The 16013-nt window shown below is 66.4% G+C and carries 18 protein-coding genes; 9 read left to right on the top strand and 9 right to left on the bottom strand.

From position 1 onward, the window contains the following. Positions 1–227: 227 nt before the first annotated feature. From zupT to ACM0PB_RS01390, 3 genes are all read right to left on the bottom strand, one after another. On the bottom strand, positions 228–1037 hold the full coding sequence (gene zupT, locus ACM0PB_RS01400) for a zinc transporter ZupT (protein ID WP_005417614.1): 810 nt from the start codon (positions 1035–1037) through the stop codon (positions 228–230). Between the two features lie 97 nt (positions 1038–1134). Further along, entirely contained in the window at positions 1135–1551 is a 417-nt protein-coding gene (locus ACM0PB_RS01395; RefSeq protein WP_065178285.1) for an energy transducer TonB, read from the bottom strand. Next, positions 1548–1898, bottom strand: a complete 351-nt coding sequence (locus ACM0PB_RS01390) for a 4a-hydroxytetrahydrobiopterin dehydratase (protein ID WP_065196635.1) — start codon at positions 1896–1898, stop codon at positions 1548–1550. The genes ACM0PB_RS01395 and ACM0PB_RS01390 overlap by 4 nt, the downstream gene beginning before the upstream one ends. A gap of 90 nt (positions 1899–1988) precedes the next feature. Between ACM0PB_RS01390 and ACM0PB_RS01385 the strand changes: the two genes are divergently transcribed. Further along, the gene (locus ACM0PB_RS01385) at positions 1989–2588 is read left to right on the top strand and encodes an NfuA family Fe-S biogenesis protein (protein ID WP_049417239.1); all 600 of its coding nucleotides are present in this window, start codon (positions 1989–1991) and stop codon (positions 2586–2588) included. Positions 2589–2598: 10 nt separating this feature from the next. Beyond that, positions 2599–4359: a hypothetical protein gene (locus ACM0PB_RS01380; protein WP_414604724.1), complete on the top strand. Its 1761-nt coding sequence runs from the start codon at positions 2599–2601 to the stop codon at positions 4357–4359. 132 nt (positions 4360–4491) lie between these two features. Here ACM0PB_RS01380 and ACM0PB_RS01375 read toward each other — a convergent pair whose 3' ends face one another. Further along, on the bottom strand, positions 4492–4905 hold the full coding sequence (locus tag ACM0PB_RS01375) for a barstar family protein (protein ID WP_171955558.1): 414 nt from the start codon (positions 4903–4905) through the stop codon (positions 4492–4494). Then, a complete protein-coding gene (locus ACM0PB_RS01370; protein ID WP_061478000.1) occupies positions 4905–5357 on the bottom strand; it encodes a guanyl-specific ribonuclease in 453 nt (150 codons plus the stop codon). Before ACM0PB_RS01370 ends, ACM0PB_RS01375 begins: the two co-directional genes overlap by 1 nt. A gap of 219 nt (positions 5358–5576) precedes the next feature. On the opposite strand from ACM0PB_RS01370, the gene ACM0PB_RS01365 reads away from it, so the two are divergent. Beyond that, positions 5577–6188, top strand: a complete 612-nt coding sequence (locus ACM0PB_RS01365) for a superoxide dismutase (protein WP_005410310.1) — start codon at positions 5577–5579, stop codon at positions 6186–6188. Positions 6189–6259: 71 nt separating this feature from the next. Here the strand turns inward: ACM0PB_RS01365 and ACM0PB_RS01360 are convergent, their stop codons facing one another. After that, positions 6260–7105: an endonuclease/exonuclease/phosphatase family protein gene (locus ACM0PB_RS01360; RefSeq protein WP_414604723.1), complete on the bottom strand. Its 846-nt coding sequence runs from the start codon at positions 7103–7105 to the stop codon at positions 6260–6262. Positions 7106–7267: 162 nt separating this feature from the next. On the opposite strand from ACM0PB_RS01360, the gene ACM0PB_RS01355 reads away from it, so the two are divergent. Beyond that, positions 7268–8833 carry a POT-type proton-dependent oligopeptide transporter gene (locus tag ACM0PB_RS01355; RefSeq protein ID WP_061477998.1) on the top strand — a complete coding sequence of 522 codons (1566 nt, stop codon included), beginning with the start codon at positions 7268–7270 and terminating at the stop codon, positions 8831–8833. Between the two features lie 7 nt (positions 8834–8840). Continuing rightward, positions 8841–9464, top strand: coding sequence for a rhomboid family intramembrane serine protease (locus ACM0PB_RS01350; RefSeq protein WP_005417591.1), 624 nt, complete (start codon positions 8841–8843; stop codon positions 9462–9464). Between the two features lie 48 nt (positions 9465–9512). Here ACM0PB_RS01350 and ACM0PB_RS01345 read toward each other — a convergent pair whose 3' ends face one another. After that, positions 9513–9674 carry a hypothetical protein gene (locus ACM0PB_RS01345; protein WP_162911592.1) on the bottom strand — a complete coding sequence of 54 codons (162 nt, stop codon included), beginning with the start codon at positions 9672–9674 and terminating at the stop codon, positions 9513–9515. A gap of 208 nt (positions 9675–9882) precedes the next feature. Here ACM0PB_RS01345 and ACM0PB_RS01340 point away from each other — a divergent pair, with 208 nt between their 5' ends. From ACM0PB_RS01340 to cfa, 3 genes are read left to right on the top strand one after another with little or no spacing between them, the layout of a single operon-like run. Beyond that, positions 9883–10185 carry a GNAT family N-acetyltransferase gene (locus ACM0PB_RS01340; protein WP_005417588.1) on the top strand — a complete coding sequence of 101 codons (303 nt, stop codon included), beginning with the start codon at positions 9883–9885 and terminating at the stop codon, positions 10183–10185. 37 nt (positions 10186–10222) lie between these two features. After that, the gene (locus ACM0PB_RS01335) at positions 10223–11104 is read left to right on the top strand and encodes a DUF3298 and DUF4163 domain-containing protein (RefSeq protein WP_005417582.1); all 882 of its coding nucleotides are present in this window, start codon (positions 10223–10225) and stop codon (positions 11102–11104) included. Between the two features lie 19 nt (positions 11105–11123). Then, a complete protein-coding gene (gene cfa / locus ACM0PB_RS01330; protein WP_279946267.1) occupies positions 11124–12239 on the top strand; it encodes a cyclopropane fatty acyl phospholipid synthase in 1116 nt (371 codons plus the stop codon). A gap of 127 nt (positions 12240–12366) precedes the next feature. Here cfa and ACM0PB_RS01325 read toward each other — a convergent pair whose 3' ends face one another. After that, the gene (locus ACM0PB_RS01325; RefSeq protein WP_279946266.1) at positions 12367–14535 is read right to left on the bottom strand and encodes a M3 family metallopeptidase; all 2169 of its coding nucleotides are present in this window, start codon (positions 14533–14535) and stop codon (positions 12367–12369) included. A gap of 130 nt (positions 14536–14665) precedes the next feature. Here ACM0PB_RS01325 and ACM0PB_RS01320 point away from each other — a divergent pair, with 130 nt between their 5' ends. After that, positions 14666–15145 carry a glutathione peroxidase gene (locus ACM0PB_RS01320; protein WP_053497833.1) on the top strand — a complete coding sequence of 160 codons (480 nt, stop codon included), beginning with the start codon at positions 14666–14668 and terminating at the stop codon, positions 15143–15145. A gap of 76 nt (positions 15146–15221) precedes the next feature. On the opposite strand, the gene ACM0PB_RS01315 is transcribed toward ACM0PB_RS01320, so the two are convergent. Further along, on the bottom strand, positions 15222–16001 hold the full coding sequence (locus ACM0PB_RS01315; protein WP_005417572.1) for a ferredoxin--NADP reductase: 780 nt from the start codon (positions 15999–16001) through the stop codon (positions 15222–15224). Positions 16002–16013: the final 12 nt, after the last annotated feature.

The following is a 16013-nucleotide window of genomic DNA, read 5'->3' as shown; positions in this document are numbered from 1 at the left end:
CCGGCGCCGCGCGCCGGTGCCCTGCGCTCCTCGGTCCGCCGAGGGACGGCGCGGAACTCGCTGCGCTCAGACACCCGCGCCTCTTCGCCCTCGCCGGACCTGCGGTGCTCGGCTCGCTACAAGGCGGACCCGGACATCCGCAGCGTAGGCCCATACCCGCCCGTGACCTCTCGATACTGTGGGACGTACCAGCCGCGAGGGGGCTCAGCCCGTTGGCTGCAAACCCCTCACCACTTGAACAGCACCAGGCTGATCGCCAGCGTGCCCATGCCCGCCACCAGCCCATAAACGGTCTCGTGGCCCTTCGCATAGCGCTTGGCGGCCGGCAACAGTTCATCCAGTGCCAGGAACACCATCACGCCGGCAATCAGCCCGAACACCCAGCCGAAGGTGGCGTGCGAAAGCGACCCGGACAGCAACCAGTAGCCGAGCGCCGCGCCCACCGGCTCGGCCAGACCCGACAGCAGGCTGGCGCTGAATGCATAGGCCTTGTTCTGGGTGGCGAAGTACACCGGCACCGCGATCGCGATGCCCTCGGGGATGTTGTGGATGGCAATCGCAAAGGCCAGTGGCATGCCCACCGACGGGCTTTCCAGCGTGGCGAAGAAGGTCGCCAGCCCTTCCGGGAAATTGTGCGCGGTGATCGCGACGGAAGTCAGCAGCGCGACCCGCTTCAGGTACTCGCGGCTGTTCTCGCGGAACGCAGGATCCTGCTTGTCCAGGCTGTCATGCGGGTTGGGAATGAAGTGGTCGATCAGCACGATCACGATCACGCCCAGCAGGAACGCCAGGGTGCCGTAGGTGAAACCGGTGCGTTCGCCATGGGCCAGTGCGAACGAAGCAATGGACTTGTTGAGGATTTCCGACAGCGACACATAGACCATCGCGCCGCCGGCGAAGGCCAGGCCGAAGGCCAGCAGGCGCGGGTTGGGGCGGCGCGAGAACAGCACCAGCAGGCTGCCGATCGCAGTGGCGAGGCCGGCCGCGAGGGTGACCGCCAGCGCAATCCAGATGTTTTCGGGGGGAATCTGCAGCATCTACCGACGCAGTCCTGGTCAACAGACAACCGCCCCGGACAGGGCCGGGGCGGCGAGGGCGAGGCGGGCGCCGGCTGGCCTCGTCGGGTGCGTGCGATCAGCCGCCGCGGCGCAGGCGCTCTTCAATGGCGAAGCACTGGTCCGGCTTCGGCTGCGGCGGGTTGAAGCTGACCGGCACCTGGATGGTGGCCGGCACCGCCTGGCCATTGCGTGTCGCGGCCTTGAACTGCCAGCCCTGCACGGCGGTTTTGGCCAGTTCGTCCAGCTGCGGGTTGCCCGCGCCAGTCAGCAGGGCGACCTCGCTCGGCTTGCCGTCGGTGCCGATGGTCACCTTGAACGTACTGGTGCCGCCCACGCCCATGCAGGCCAGTTCAAGCGGGTACTGCGGCGGCGGCGTCTTCACTGCTGCGACTTCGGTTGGCGGCGGCGGCGGTGGTGCCGGCGGTTCGGACGAGCCGCAGCCGGCCAGGCCGGCCGCAGCGATCAGGGACAGGCTCAGCAAGCGTACGTTCATGGCAGTTGCTCCGTCAGGGTCGAAGTCTTGGCCGCGCAGATGAAGTCGTTCTCGCTCAGACCGCCCACGTCATGGGTGGAAAAGCGCACGACCGCGCGGTCGTAGTGCACGCCCAGGTCCGGATGGTGGTCCTCGCGATGGGCAATCCAGGCCAGCGCGTTCACGAAGGCCATGGTGGCGTAGTAATCCTTGAAGCGGAAGGTGCGCGTCAGGGCCTGCCCGCCCTCGCTCAGCTCCCAGCCGGGAACCTGCGGCAGCAGTTCGGCCAGGCGGGCTTCGCCGAGCTTGTGGTCGCTGCCTTTGCGTGGCACGCAACGGGCCTGGGCCAGTGGAATCAGGTCGGCCATGGGAATCTCCACCTCGTGTTGACTGAACGATGCGCCGGACGGTGTATAAACCGAATGAGCGGCTGACGCTTACTTGGCTAGAATAGCCCGATGATCCAGATCTCCGACACTGCCCAGACCCATTTCCGCAAGCTGATCGAACGCGAGGGCGTGCCTGGCATGGGCGTGCGCCTGAGCGCGGTCGACCCCGGTACCCCGCGCGCCGACGCCCGGCTGGAATTCGCCGAACCCACCGACCTGCTGGGCGACGAGTGGGCGGTGGACTGCGATGGCTTCACCCTCTATGTCGATGCTGGCAGCGTTGGCTGGCTCGACGGTGCCGAGATCGACATCGTCGCCGGCACCGCCGGTGCCCAGCAGTTGACCATCAAGGCGCCGCGCATCAAGGGTGAAGCGCCCGGTGATGCGGCCTCGCTGGTCGAGCGCGTGCACTGGGTGGTGGAGAACGAAGTCAATCCGCAGCTGGCCTCGCATGGCGGCAAGGTGGCCGTGCAGGAAGTCTCGGCCGACGGCGTGGTGCTGCTGCGCTTCGGTGGTGGCTGCCAGGGCTGCGGCATGGCCGACGTGACGCTCAAGCAGGGCATCGAAAAGACCCTGATGGGCCGTGTGCCGGGCGTGACCGCCGTGCGCGACGCGACCGACCACGACAGCGGCCACGCGCCGTACATCCCGCGCGACAACGTCGCCTGATCGCTGACGCGTGCCTCTGACCCGGGCCGAGCAACTCATCGATCTGCTGCTGGCCCGCCAGCAGCCCCGCGCCGTCCTTGAGAAGACCACGCGCCTGCCTTATGGCTGGGCGCTGTGGCTGCGCTCGCTGGGGCCGCTGCCGCGGCCGTTGCATGCCCGCGAAGTGATTGTGGTATTGCTGCCGCGTCCGCTGCCCGGCCGGCCAGGCCAATCGCCGCAGTTGTCACCGTGGCAGGCGTTGCGCCGTCTGTTCTGGCAGGACTGGGACGCTGCGCCGCGCGACCAGCGCTGGATGCGCTGGACCTCGGCGCTGATCAGCGCACTGCTGCACCTGCTGTTCTTCATGCTGCTGCTGTGGGTGGCGGTGATCCGCACCACTGCGCCAGACGAAGAGGGCGCCGAGGGCGAGCGCGTGCAGGTGGAGTTCGTCGGCCGCGCGACCCAGGAAGGCGGGGGCGATCAGCCCGGCGCCGAAGTCGCTGCGGCCGCTGCGGCAGGTCGGGTTGCGACGGGGCAGCAGGCGGACGCCGCCACAGCTCCTGCCCCGCGTCCGGCGGCTGCCGAAGCCGCCGCATCTTCCCCTGCATCCGCGCCGACCGCCGGTGTTCCTCCGCCGCCAGCCGAAGCCGAGCCGGCGCCGGTTGCCGCGCCGCCGCCTTCACCGGTCCAGGCCACCGAGGTGGCGCAGGCCAGCACGGATTTCGTGGTGCCGCCGGTCAGCGTGCCGCGAACCGAAGTCAGCGTCGTACCACGTGACAGCACGCCCGTTGTGCGCGAGCGCAGCGTGCAGCCGGTGCAGGCGCCGCCGACGCCAAGCCAGATGCGCAGCCCGGAACTGGCCGTGCGCACGCCGCAGGTGCGTGACATCCAGGTGCGCGAACGCGAAGTCAGCATCGTCGAAGCGCCCGTCGCGCCCAAACCGCTGCGCAGCCCTGAAATGCAGGTGCGCGTGCCACAGCAGGACGTGCAGGTGCGTGAACGTGAAGTGCAGGCCGTGGCCGATCCGCAGGTGCGGATGGCGGCGGTGGCCGGGCGTGAGCCCGCCGTACGCGCGCCCACCGGCCGTGATGTACAGGTGCGGGAGCGTGAAGTGGCCCCGGCACCGGCGGTGGCACCGGCATCCTCCAGTGGCAGTGCCACCGTGACGCCTGCGGCTGCGGCCCAAGGCCGCGCGGCGCAGACGAGCAGCAGCACGCGTCCGTCAGCCTCCAGCAGCACACCGGCAAACGCAGGAGCGCGCCCGGCCCCCGATCCCGGCAACTGGGCGACACCGGCCAAGGGCGATGACTGGGGATCTTCCAGCCGCAGCCGCGACGGCAGCAATGGCGGTGCCCGCCAGGCCAGTGCCGCCGGCAGGGGCAATGGCCTGTTCAATGCCGATGGCAGCGTACGCGTGCCGGGCCAGGACCGCGACGGCCACGCCGAGCGAGGTGCGCCCGGTGGCGCCAACGACGGCTGGAGCAAGGAGCGCATCGCGCAATCGGGCACATGGCTGAAACGTCCGCCGTACGACTACACGCCGACGTCGTTCGACAAGTACTGGGTGCCACAGGAATCGCTGCTGGCCGAATGGGTGCGCAAGGGCGTCAAGGCGATGGAGATTCCACTGCCGGGCACCAACACGAGGATTTCCTGCGTCATTTCGATCCTGCAGGCCGGCGGTGGCTGTGGCCTGACCAACCCCAACATGCAGGACCAGCCGGCCGTGGCACGGCCGCCGCCGGACATTCCGTTCAAGAAGGAACTTCAGGAAGACAACGGCAGCCGCTAGGACGGCGCATCCACGCATGGCGTGGATCTACTGTGCATCCAGCTGCGCCGGGTAGATCCACGCCATGCGTGGATGATCCATGGGGGGGCACGCCCATGCCGACCAAGGTCAGCCTCTATCAGGGCGTTGCCCTTACGCGCTCTGTGACAGGAACACCCAGAACGGTACATCGCGACCGACCCAATCGCGGCTGGCTTCATCCATCACGTCCAGCAGGGTGGCGAAGTCCCTCTGTGCGTTGGCACGCAGTGCATCCACGTCGGCCAGGAACAGCGCGTAGCCGTTGGCTGGCAGCCATTGCAGATCACGCAGGTTGTCCGACAGTGCATCCCAGTTGCCGCCGAAACCGGCCGGGAAATCCAGCTGCGCGGCGAGCCGGGCGAGCAGGGTGCGCTTGTCCGTCACGCCCTCCAGATCGATGCGGATCACCTTCAGGCTGGCATCGCGCATTGCTGCGGCCAGCGCGCCGATGTCATCGCTGTCGATGGCATAGACGCCGGCATTGTTGATGTCATGCAGGCCGAGGCCGAAATCATCGTGGCTCATCACTGCGCTCCCTGGGCCGGTACGGTGAAGCTGCGGAACGATTCGTAGTGGTCGTCGGTGTAGTACCACGCCTCCGGCGGATCGCCGCCGGTGACGATGCGGCGCGTGCCACGCGTGCGTGCACCGGGGGTGTCGACGGTGTACTCGCGGTAGTAGCCACGCGGACGTTGCGGCAATTGCTGTTCACGGTTGCCGAAGGTGGTGCCGTCCTGGCGGTGCGGGAATGGACCGCCTCGCTGGATCAGGGCAATGGTCTGGCGTGCTTCGGTGGGCAGGAACGCGGGCAGGCCGTTGTCCCGTCCGGGCGTGGCCGTGGCAGGCGCCCGGGCGGTCGGTGTTCCCTGCAGGTCCGGTGCGAACTGTGGCGCCGGCGGCCGTTGCAGGAAATGGTTGGCGACCAGGCCGAGCAGCAGCAGGGCGATGGCGGTGATCAGCAGCCGGGGGTTGCGCATGGGCAGGGGCGGGCGAGGGTGGTACATGCACTGTAGCGCCTGCGCGCTGCATGGCACATGAGGAGGGCGCCGCGTCACTGCTGCGTAACAATTGCCGTCGTGCTCACTGGCAGGACGCAATTTCCTTTACATCCCCCTTGGTAATCTGCGGGTCTGTCCCCATCATTCACGGCGCACCGCCCGACATCGTCGGGTGCCCTCGCAATCAGGAGATGCATCATGGCCTACACCCTGCCCAAGCTGTCCTACGCCTACGACGCGCTGGAGCCGCATATCGATGCGGCGACGATGGAAATCCATCACACCAAGCATCACCAGACCTACATCAACAACGTCAACGCGGCGCTGGAAGGCACCGAATACGCTGACCTGCCGGTCGAAGAGCTGGTGAAGAAGCTCAAGTCGCTGCCGGAGAACCTGCAGGGTCCGGTGCGCAACAACGGTGGTGGCCATGCCAACCACTCGCTGTTCTGGACCGTGATGGCCCCGAACGCAGGTGGCAACCCGGTGGGTGACGTGGCCAAGGCCATCGACAAGGACCTGGGCGGTTTCGACAAGTTCAAGGACGCCTTCACCAAGGCGGCGCTGACCCGTTTCGGCAGCGGCTGGGCGTGGCTGAGCGTGACCCCGGACAAGAAGGTGGTGGTCGAGAGCACCGGCAACCAGGACAGCCCGCTGATGGAAGGCAACACCCCCATCCTCGGCCTGGACGTGTGGGAACACGCGTACTACCTGAAGTACCAGAACCGCCGCCCGGAGTACATCGGCGCGTTCTTCAACGTCATCGACTGGAATGAAGTCGAGCGCCGTTACCAGGAAGCGATCGCCTGATCGCGGTGACGGGATGAGTGGAAAGGCCGGGGGAGACCCCGGCCTTTTCTGTTGCAGGATCCCGGCACGACCTATTCCGCCGTGGCCGTAGCGTCCTGCAGGCGCAGGGTTGCCAACACGCCCAGGCGCAGTCCGGGCAGGTCGCCGTCGGCGGGCAGCAGGATCGGCTGCTGGCGTATGCCGCCGAAGTGCTTGACCTGGAACAGCACGTCCAAGCCGTGGCCACTGGCGCCGCCACCACTCGCTGCAGGCGGCTCGGCGCGGCCGCCGGGATTGCGCCGTGCCGGCTGGAAGCCGGGCGTGCTCCGCACCAGCTCCACCGTGCTGGCCGAAAAGTCGCCCGCGATCAGGCTGGGCATGCCTTCGGCGGTGGCGCCGATCCAGGTCATCAGGTCGCTGGTCTGGTGTTGGCGGGCGGTGGCCTCGTCCGGGTCCGGGCGCAGCCGCGCCACATAGATGTTGACCAGCGCCTCGCCCAGCTTCAGCCGCATCATGCCGGCCGCACTGAAGGTGCCGGGAGGATGCAGCAGGGTCACGCCGTCCTCGCTCACCGGCAGCCGGGTCAGCATGGCGTTGCCATGCCGCAGTGGCTGGCTGGGTGGGTCGGCAGTGACGAAGTCGCAGCTGTAGCGCAGCCGGCTGGCCAGCCAGCAGGCCGGGTTGCGGCCTTGCTGCTGCAGCACCTGCTGCACCGAGATCACGTCCGGCTGCAGGTCGGTCAGCAGTTGTGCGACCTGCTCGCGGCGTTGCTTCCATTGCGCGCCATCGCGGCTGGGCAACTCCAGCGCGGCCACGGTCAGCTGCCGGGGCGCGCTCTCACTGGCGGCGGCCGGCGCCTGCGGCCGCGCCTGTACCTGCAACGCCGGCAGCAGCACGAGACAGCTGAGCAGGAGGCGGGCGGGGGCGAGGGGGCGCATAACGATAAGTTTACGCTTTTGTCGTGCAGGTGCCGTGACTTCCGGCAGGGCCTGCACTGCCTGCCATGGATTGGCACCGTTGTCATGCAGCCCTGCAGCGTGCTTCGCAAGCCCCGGTTCCGGTAACCTTGCGCCTTTCGCTTTGCAGGAATGCCTTACAGGATGAGCCACGACGCAGTCGCCCCCATCGCCGGCCAAGGAAAGATGCCGCGCCAGATTCCGTACATCATCGGCAATGAGGCCTGCGAACGGTTCAGTTTCTACGGGATGCGCAACATCCTGGTGCAGTTCCTGATCACCTCGCTGCTGCTGCAGGAAATCACTGCGGAAGGCCGTGCCGGTGAAGCCAAGGACATCATGCACAGCTTCATGATCGGCGTGTATTTCTTCCCGCTGCTCGGTGGCTGGCTGGCCGACAGGTTCTTCGGCAAATACCACACCATCCTCTGGTTCAGCCTGGTCTACTGCGCCGGCCACCTGTGCCTGGCGCTGTTCGAGAACAGCCGCGAGGGCTTCTTCCTCGGCCTGGGCCTGATCGCGCTGGGTGCCGGTGGCATCAAGCCGCTGGTGGCCTCGTTCATGGGCGACCAGTTCGACCAGAGCAACAAGCACCTGGCCAAGATCGTCTTCGACGCCTTCTACTGGATCATCAACTTCGGCTCGCTGTTCGCCTCGCTGCTGATCCCGCTGGCACTGAAGAACTGGGGTCCGCAGTGGGCGTTCGGTATCCCGGGCATCCTGATGTTCATTGCTACCTTCGTGTTCTGGCTGGGCCGCAAGCGCTACGTGCTGGTGCCGCTGCCGCCGAAGGATCCGCATTCGTTCGCCAACGTGGTGCGTACCGCGCTGACCACGCGCGTGGCCGGCCAGGGCCGTCCGGGCCTGGTGATCGCCGTGCTCGGCCTGGCGCTGGCGGCGGCCTCGTTCGGCCTGGTCGGCTCGCTGGGCATCGTGATCTGCCTGTGCCTGGCGCTGGTGGCCATCCTCGCCGGCATCGGTGGCGGTACCTGGTTGCAGCTGGACCGCGCCCGCGGCCAGCATCCGGCCGAAGCCGTGGAAGGCGTGCGCTCGGTGCTGCGCGTGCTGGTGATCTTCGCGCTGACCACGCCGTTCTTCTCGCTGTTCGACCAGAAGGCCTCGACCTGGGTCCTGCAGGGCCAGCAGATGCAGATGCCGAGCTGGTTCACCGCCTCGCAGATGCAGGCGCTGAACCCGCTGCTGGTGATGATCCTGATTCCGTTCAACAACCTGGTGCTGTACCCGGCCCTGCGCCGCTTCGGCTTCGAGCCGACCGCGCTGCGCCGCATGACCGCCGGCATCGCCTTCAGCGGCCTGGCCTGGATCGTGGTCGGCGGCATCCAGGTGGTGATGGACGGCGGCAACGCCATGTCGATCTTCTGGCAGATGCTGCCGTATGCGCTGCTGACCTTCGGTGAGGTGCTGGTCTCGGCCACCGGCCTGGAGTTCGCCTACAGCCAGGCGCCGCAGGCGATGAAGGGCGTGGTGATGAGCTTCTGGAACCTGACCACCACCATCGGCAACCTGTGGGTGCTGCTGTCGAACGCTGCCGTGCGCAACGATGCCGTGACCCACAGGATTGCCAGTACGGGCCTGAGCGAAGCGGCGTTCCTGATGTTCTTCTTCGCCGGTTTCGCCTTCGTCGCGGCGTTGGCCTTCGGTTGGTACGCGAAACGCTATCGTATGGTCGATAACTACCGTAGCGCCTGAGCCTGACATGACCCCCGTCAATCTGCTGTTGATCGCCATCACCGCCATCCTGTCGTGGATGGCCTTCAACAACCGCAAGCTGGCCGATCGCCTGATCCTGTGGCCGCCGGCCGTCGACCGCCATCGCCAGTACGACCGGCTGGTGACCTATGGCTTCATCCACGCCGACTGGTCGCACCTGATCTTCAACATGATCACCCTGTTCTTCTTCGGGGGATTCATCGAGAGCGTGATGGTGCAGCTGACCGGCAGCTACCTGACCTACCCGGCGTTCTACATCGGCGCGCTGCTGGTCTCGATCCTGCCCAGCTACCTGAAGAACCAGAAGAATCCGAACTACCTCAGCCTCGGGGCATCCGGTGCGGTGTCGGCGGTCCTGTTCGCCTTCATCCTGATCAAGCCGTGGTCGATCATCCTGGTGTTCTTCATCCCGGCACCGGCGATCATCTATGCCGCGTTCTACGTCGGCTACAGCATCTGGATGGACAAGCGCGGCGGCGATCGCATCAACCACAGCGCGCACCTGGCAGGTGCGGCGTTCGGCGTGATCTTCATGCTGGCCATGCAGCCGAGCATCTTCAACCACTTCCTGCGCGAACTCTCCAACCCGACCTTCCGCCTGGGCGGCTGAAGCGTGCCAGGGTCGGATCCTGCGGATCAGACCCTGGCGTATCCGGTTTCAGGCCTGGGTCGTGTGGCCGTAGGTATCCAGCAGGCGGGCGAATACTTCCTCGCCGATGCGCTGGAAATCCTGATCCTCGGTCTGCCCTTCCACCGCCAGTTGCAGCAGGCCCTCCAGCAGGGCGCGGTCGGTATCGGAATGGGAATCGCTGGCGTGCATGGGAGCCTCCACGGTGGTGCGCATGATCAACGGTCGCAAGGGTCGTGCCAGCCTGGCCGTACCCCGCCATAGGCGATAGCGGCCGGCGACCCTCCAGCTTGAGGGCGAAAACTGACGTGAATGGACTGGACTTGCCCCTGTTCAGGCTTCACGCGATCATGGCGCCCGGCTGCGCACCATCCACGCAGTCGCCGCAGGAGACAGTTCCATGGCTTCGGTCACGCCCCCCGGTCTGGCCTACGAGGTCGAACACGATCTGGCCAACCACCGCTTCACCGCCCGTGTGCGAGGACAGCTGGCGGTGCTGGACTACCAGATCAAGCGCAAGCGCATGGTCATCACCCACACCGAGGTGCCTGAGCCGATCGCCGGCCGTGGCATCGCCGGTGAGCTGACCCGCGTGGCACTGCGTTTCGCCCGCGAGCAGAAGTACAAGGTGGTGCCGGCATGTTCCTACGCCGAGGCCTTCCTGCAGCGGCACGAGGAGTACCACGACCTGCTCGTTGGCTGAATGCCAGCGGGCCACGCTTCAGCCATGGCAGGCGATGATGTACAAACATGAACAGGGGATCCCGATGAAGATTGGAAACAACCGGCCACTGCACGGCAGCGTGCTGGCCGGCGTGGTGGGCGTGCTGTTGCTGGCCGGTTGCCAGCGTGAAAGCGAGCCGGCGCCGGTAACCGACGCGGCGCCCGCCGCCGAAGCCACCGCCGCCGGCGAGACGCCGGCCACGGAAGCGCCGCTGGACCTGCGCGACGTGATCGAAAACAACGAGCGCGAAGTGGTGGGCATCAGCTACCCGGCCGGTATCGACCGCTACCCCGGCCTGGCGCGCGCGCTGCAGAGTTATGCGACGAGTGCACGCAGTGACCTGCAGCAGGCTCTGGACGGGCTGGGCAATGACAAGCCGACCATGCCCTACGAGCTGTCGCTGAGCTTCGAGAAGCTGCTGGAAACCCCGCAGCTGGTGGTGGTCAGTGCCGATGGCAGCCGCTACACCGGTGGCGCCCATGGCGAACCGCTGGTGGCGCGCTTCGTATGGCTGCCGCAGCAGCAGCAGATGCTCAGTGCCGACAAGCTGGTGACCGATGCCAAGGGCTGGAAGGCAATCAGCGATTTCGTCTCCGACCAGCTGCGCGAACGCGTGGCCACGCGGCTCAGCGGCGAGGACATGGACCCGGCCCAACTGCAGGAATCGCTGCGCAACGCATCGCGCATGATCGCCGACGGGACTGGCCCGCAGGCCGACAATTTCAGCCAGTTCCAGCCACTGACCGACGACAAGGGGCAGATCACCGCGCTGCGCTTTGTTTTCCCTCCGTACCAGGTGGGTCCATACTCGGACGGCACCCAGACCGCCGATGTACCGGCGGCGGTGCTGTTGCCGCACGTGGCCAAGGACTACGTGGAGCTGTTCGCACGCGGTTGACCGCAGTCGAGGAGGTGACGTGGATACAGGGTTGCAGGAGCGGGTCGCCGGCCTGCTCCACGAAGCCGGGGTCCGCATCGGCGGTACCCAGCCACAGGACATCCAGGTGCATGACCCGCGCTTCTTCGCGCGGGTCATGGGCCAAGGCTCGCTCGGCCTGGGCGAGAGCTACATGGAAGGGTGGTGGGATGCGAACGTCCTGGATGAATTCCTCGCCCACCTGATGCAGGCGCACCTGGATGAACGGGTGCACGGCTGGCGCGAAGTGGCCGATGCGCTGAAGGCGCGCCTGTTCAACCTGCAGGCGGGGCAGGGCAGCTACGAGGTCGGGCGCCGTCATTACGACCTGGGCAACGATCTCTACCAGGCCATGCTGGGCCAGCGCCTGGTCTACAGCTGCGGCTATTGGCGCAACGCCGATGATCTCGACGCCGCACAGGAAGCCAAGCTCGACCTGGTCTGCCGAAAGCTGGGCCTGCGCCCGGGCCAGCGCGTGCTGGACATCGGCTGCGGTTGGGGCGAAGCGCTGAAGTTCGCCGCTGAGCGCTACGGTGTGAGTGGCGTCGGCGTGACGATTTCGCAGGAGCAGGCCGAGTTCGCGCGGAACCTGTGCGCGGGCCTGCCGATCGAGATCCGACTGCAGGACTATCGCGAGCTGGACGAACCGTTCGATGCGATTTTCTCGATCGGCATGTTCGAGCACGTCGGTGACAAGAACTACGCGGGCTTTTTCGAGGTGGCCAAGCGCTGCCTGTCGCAGCGCGGCCTGCTGCTGTTGCACACCATCGGCACCAACATCTCCCGGCATCGCACCGATCCGTGGATCGCGCGCTACATCTTTCCCAACTCGATGCTGCCGTCGGCGGCGCAGATCACCCGGGCGTTCGAAGGCCGTTTCGTGCTGGAAGACTGGCACAACTTCGGCACCGACTACGACCTGACCCTGCAGGCCTGGCGGCGCAACGTAGAGGCGGCGTGGCCACGGCTGGATGCGCGCTACGACGAGCACTTCCGCCGCATGTGGCGCTTCTACCTGGCCGGGTCGATGGCCACCTTCCGCTGCCGGCACGCGCAGCTGTGGCAGCTGGTGCTATCGCCGGATGGCGTGCCGGGCGGGTACGTGGCGCCACGTTGAAGCCAGCGCGGGGTCGGAGACCCCGGGGTCAGATCCCTTTTCACAGAAAAGGGCTCTGACCCCAACCACAACAAAAAAACCGCCCGGTCTCCCGGGCGGTTTTCGTTTCACGCTACCGCGCAGGTGATCAGTTGCCGGCGCCGGTCAGGCCACGCTTTTCCAGCAGCGGTTCGATCTGCGGCTCGTGGCCGGCGAAATCGCGGAACAGCTGCATCGCGTCGACGCTGCCGCCCTTGGACAGCAGCGTGGCGCGGAAGTGGTCGCCGTTCTTGCGGCTCAGGCCGCCATTGTCCTTGAACCACTTCTGGGTGTTGGCATCGAGCACTTCCGACCAGATGTAGGCGTAGTAGCCGGCCGAATAGCCGCCCATGATGTGGCTGAAGTACGGGGTCTTGTAACGCGGCGGAACCGGCGCGTAGTAGATGCCGTCCTTATCCAGCGCGGCGCGCTCGAAGGCCATCACGTCCTTGGCCGCCGGCACCTGGTCCGGGCCGATCTGGTGCCAGCGCTGATCCAGCATGGCCGCACCCAGGTACTCGGTGGTGGCGAAGCCCTGGTTGAACTTGGCCGCCGCCAGCACCTTGTCCAGCAGCGCCTGCGGCATCGCCGAACCGTTCTGGTAGTGCTTGGCGTAGTTCTTCAGGATGACCGGGTTGTCAGCCCACATCTCGTTGACCTGCGAGGGGAACTCGACGAAGTCACGCGGCACCGAGGTGCCCGAGAAGTACGGGTACTTCACGTTGGAGAACATGCCGTGCAGGGCGTGGCCGAACTCGTGGAAGGTGGTGTTCACCTCGTCCCAGGTCAGCAGGGTCGGCTGGCCGGCCGGCGGCTTCGGAATGTTCAGGTGGTTGGCGACCACCGGCTTGAAGCCGGTCAGCTTGGACTGCGAGACGTAGGAGTTCATCCACGCACCACCGCGCTTGGAGGCGCGTGCATACGGGTCGAAGATGAAGATCGCCAGCTGGCTGCCGTCGGCATCGAACACGTCGTAGACGGTGACGTCATCGTGATAGACCGGCAGGTCGGTGCGCTGCTTGAAGGTCAGGCCGAATTCCAGGTTGGCGGCATGGAACACGCCGTTCTCCAGCACGTTCTTCATTTCGAAGTACGGCTTCAGCTGCGACTCGTCGAAGTTGTACTTGGCCTGGCGCACCTTCTCGCTGTAGAAGGCCCAGTCCCACGGTTCCAGCTTGAACGTCGGCTTGCCGGCCGCCTTCTGTTCCTGGTCGATCATCGCCTGCAGGTCGGCAGCTTCGCGCTTGGCGTTGGCCACGGCGGCCGGAGCCAGCTTGCCCAGCATCGCGTTGACCGCTTCGGGGGTCTTGGCGGTCTGGTTGGTCAGGTTGTAGGCGGCGAAGTTCGGGAAGCCCATCAGCTTGGCCTTGTCGGCACGTAGCTGCATGATGCGCGAGACCAGCGCGGTGTTGTCGAACTCACCGCCACGGCTGCCACGGCTGACCGACGCTTCGTAGATCTTCTGGCGCAGGGCGCGGTTGGCCAGGTTGGTCAGCGGCGGCTGGCCGGTGGTGTTGAGCAGGGTGATCACGTACTTGCCGTCCTGGCCGCGGGCCTTGGCGGCTTCGGCGGCGGCGGCGATCTGCTCCTTGGACAGGCCGTCCAGCGCCTTGACGTCGTCGACGGTGATTGCCGAAGCGTTCACTTCCGACTGCACGTTCTGGCTGAACTTGGTGCCGAGGTTGGCCAGCTCGGCGTTCATCTCCTTCAGCTTGGCCTTGTCGGCCTCGGACAGCTTGGCGCCTGCGCGCACGTAGTTGTCGTAGTACTTCTCGACCAGGCGCACGCCTTCGGCGTCCAGGCCCAGCTGGCTGCGGGTGTCATACAGCGCCTGGATGCGGGCGAACAGCTTGCCGTTCAGCGCGATCGCATCGCTGTGCGCGGCGAACTTCGCCGAGTAGTCGGCCTGCAGCTTCTTGCGGGTGTCGTTGGTATCGGCGCCGACCAGGCTGAAGAACACGGTGGTCGCGCGGTCGAGGATGTCACCGCTTTTTTCCAGGGCGATGATGGTGTTGTCGAAGGTCGGCTTGGCCTTGTTGTTGGCGATGGCCTCCACTTCCTTCAGCTGCTGCGCCATGCCGGCGTCGAAGGCCGGGGCGAAGTCGCTGTCCTTGATCCTGTCGAACTGCGGATAATGCAGGGGCAGCGGGCTTTCGGCGAAGAACGGATTGGCCTGCTGGGCATGGGTGCTGGCAGACGGGGTGACGGCGCTGGCCGAGAAGGCGGGCAGGGCAAGGCCGAGGGACATGGCCACGGCAAGGGCAAGGCGGGTGGTCAAGGCAGGGACTCCGGTAAGGCAAACAAGGGCCCGAGGGTAACCCGGCCGGCGGCGCCCGCACTTGTGTCAAAAGGCATGTTGCCGGCTCCGGGCGCGGGTACCATGCATTCACCGCCCACGGCCCGCCATCATGACCAGCGCCTACGATTTCAGCTTCCGTGACCTCGACGGCCAGCCGCAGGCGCTGGCCCGTTATCAGGGCCACCCGTTGCTGCTGGTGAACGTCGCCAGCCGCTGTGGCTTCACCCCGCAGTACACCGGCCTGGAACAGTTGTGGCAGGACTACCGCGAGCGCGGCCTGGTGGTGATCGGCTTCCCGTGCAACCAGTTCGGTGCGCAGGAGCCGGGGGACGCGGCGCAGATCCGCCAGTTCTGTTCGCTGGACTATCCGGTCAGCTTTCCGCTGTCGGAGAAGATCGAGGTCAACGGCGAGGGCGCTGATCCGTTGTGGGCCTGGATGACGCACGAAAAGCGTGGCCTGCTCGGCAGTGCCCGCATCAAGTGGAATTTCAGCAAGTTCCTGGTCGATCGCCAGGGGCAGGTGGTGTCGCGGCATGCGCCCACCACCAGGCCGGAGCAGTTGCGCAGCGCGATCGAAGCGCTGCTGTGAGGTAGTGCCGGCTGCTGGCCGGCAATCCCATGGTGCCAGGAAGCGCGGGCCAGCGGCCGGCACTGCCGTTGCAGCATCATTTCTCGACGAACGCGCGCTCGAACACGTAGTGGCCCGGTTGGCCGATGCGCGGCGAAACCTGGAAACCCCGGGCATCGAGCACGGTGCGAAGGTCGGCCAGCATCTGCGGGCTGCCGCAGATCATCGCGCGGTCGTTTTCCGGGCTCAGTTCCGGCAGGCCGAGGGTGCGCTGCATCTCGCCGCTCTCCATCAGCTGGGTCAGGCGGCCCTGGTTGGCGAACGGCTCGCGGGTGACGGCCGGGTAGTACAGCAGCTTGTCGCCGATCATCTCGCCGAGGAACTCGTGCTCACGCAGTTCCCTCTCGAAGTAATCGCGGTAGGCCAGGTCCTTTTCGTAGCGCACGCCGTGGCACAGGATCACCTTCTCGAAGCGCTCGTAGGTTTCCGGGTCCTTGATGACCGACAGCCACGGCGCCAGGCCGGTGCCGGTGCCCAGCAGGTACAGGTTCCTGCCGGGATGCAGGTCGCTGATCAGCAGGGTGCCGGTGGGCTTCTTGCCGACCAGTACCTTGTCGCCCGGCTTGATGTGCTGCAGGCGCGAGGTCAGCGGGCCGTCCTGCACCTTGATGCTGAAGAACTCCAGCTGTTCTTCCCAGTTGGCACTGGCAATGGAATAGGCGCGCAGCAGCGGTCGCGCCTCGGTTTCCAGGCCGATCATCACGAACTGGCCGTTCTCGAAGCGGAAGCCGCTGTCGCGGGTGGTGGTGAAGCTGAAGTAGGCATCGGTCCAGTGGCGGACCTCAAGCACCGTTTCGGCGCCGAAAGCGGAGGACATGGGCGTATCTAT

The organism is Stenotrophomonas sp. AR029, from assembly GCF_047520695.2.
Classification (GTDB): Bacteria; Pseudomonadota; Gammaproteobacteria; order Xanthomonadales; family Xanthomonadaceae; genus Stenotrophomonas; species Stenotrophomonas sepilia.
The sequence above is the reverse complement of the archived record's forward strand: the minus strand, read 5'-3'. Positions and strand labels throughout refer to the sequence as shown.

What these genes read in the sequence shown, in the direction of transcription:
- zupT (WP_005417614.1), bottom strand. Translation starts at nt 1,037, where the DNA reads ATGCTGCAGATTCCCCCCGAAAACATCTGGATTGCGCTGGCGGTCACC.
- ACM0PB_RS01395 (WP_065178285.1), bottom strand. Translation starts at nt 1,551, where the DNA reads ATGAACGTACGCTTGCTGAGCCTGTCCCTGATCGCTGCGGCCGGCCTG.
- ACM0PB_RS01390 (WP_065196635.1), bottom strand. Translation starts at nt 1,898, where the DNA reads ATGGCCGACCTGATTCCACTGGCCCAGGCCCGTTGCGTGCCACGCAAA.
- ACM0PB_RS01385 (WP_049417239.1), top strand. Translation starts at nt 1,989, where the DNA reads ATGATCCAGATCTCCGACACTGCCCAGACCCATTTCCGCAAGCTGATC.
- ACM0PB_RS01375 (WP_171955558.1), bottom strand. Translation starts at nt 4,905, where the DNA reads ATGAGCCACGATGATTTCGGCCTCGGCCTGCATGACATCAACAATGCC.
- ACM0PB_RS01370 (WP_061478000.1), bottom strand. Translation starts at nt 5,357, where the DNA reads ATGCGCAACCCCCGGCTGCTGATCACCGCCATCGCCCTGCTGCTGCTC.
- ACM0PB_RS01365 (WP_005410310.1), top strand. Translation starts at nt 5,577, where the DNA reads ATGGCCTACACCCTGCCCAAGCTGTCCTACGCCTACGACGCGCTGGAG.
- ACM0PB_RS01360 (WP_414604723.1), bottom strand. Translation starts at nt 7,105, where the DNA reads ATGCGCCCCCTCGCCCCCGCCCGCCTCCTGCTCAGCTGTCTCGTGCTG.
- ACM0PB_RS01355 (WP_061477998.1), top strand. Translation starts at nt 7,268, where the DNA reads ATGAGCCACGACGCAGTCGCCCCCATCGCCGGCCAAGGAAAGATGCCG.
- ACM0PB_RS01350 (WP_005417591.1), top strand. Translation starts at nt 8,841, where the DNA reads ATGACCCCCGTCAATCTGCTGTTGATCGCCATCACCGCCATCCTGTCG.
- ACM0PB_RS01345 (WP_162911592.1), bottom strand. Translation starts at nt 9,674, where the DNA reads ATGCACGCCAGCGATTCCCATTCCGATACCGACCGCGCCCTGCTGGAG.
- ACM0PB_RS01340 (WP_005417588.1), top strand. Translation starts at nt 9,883, where the DNA reads ATGGCTTCGGTCACGCCCCCCGGTCTGGCCTACGAGGTCGAACACGAT.
- ACM0PB_RS01335 (WP_005417582.1), top strand. Translation starts at nt 10,223, where the DNA reads ATGTACAAACATGAACAGGGGATCCCGATGAAGATTGGAAACAACCGG.
- ACM0PB_RS01320 (WP_053497833.1), top strand. Translation starts at nt 14,666, where the DNA reads ATGACCAGCGCCTACGATTTCAGCTTCCGTGACCTCGACGGCCAGCCG.
- ACM0PB_RS01315 (WP_005417572.1), bottom strand. Translation starts at nt 16,001, where the DNA reads ATGTCCTCCGCTTTCGGCGCCGAAACGGTGCTTGAGGTCCGCCACTGG.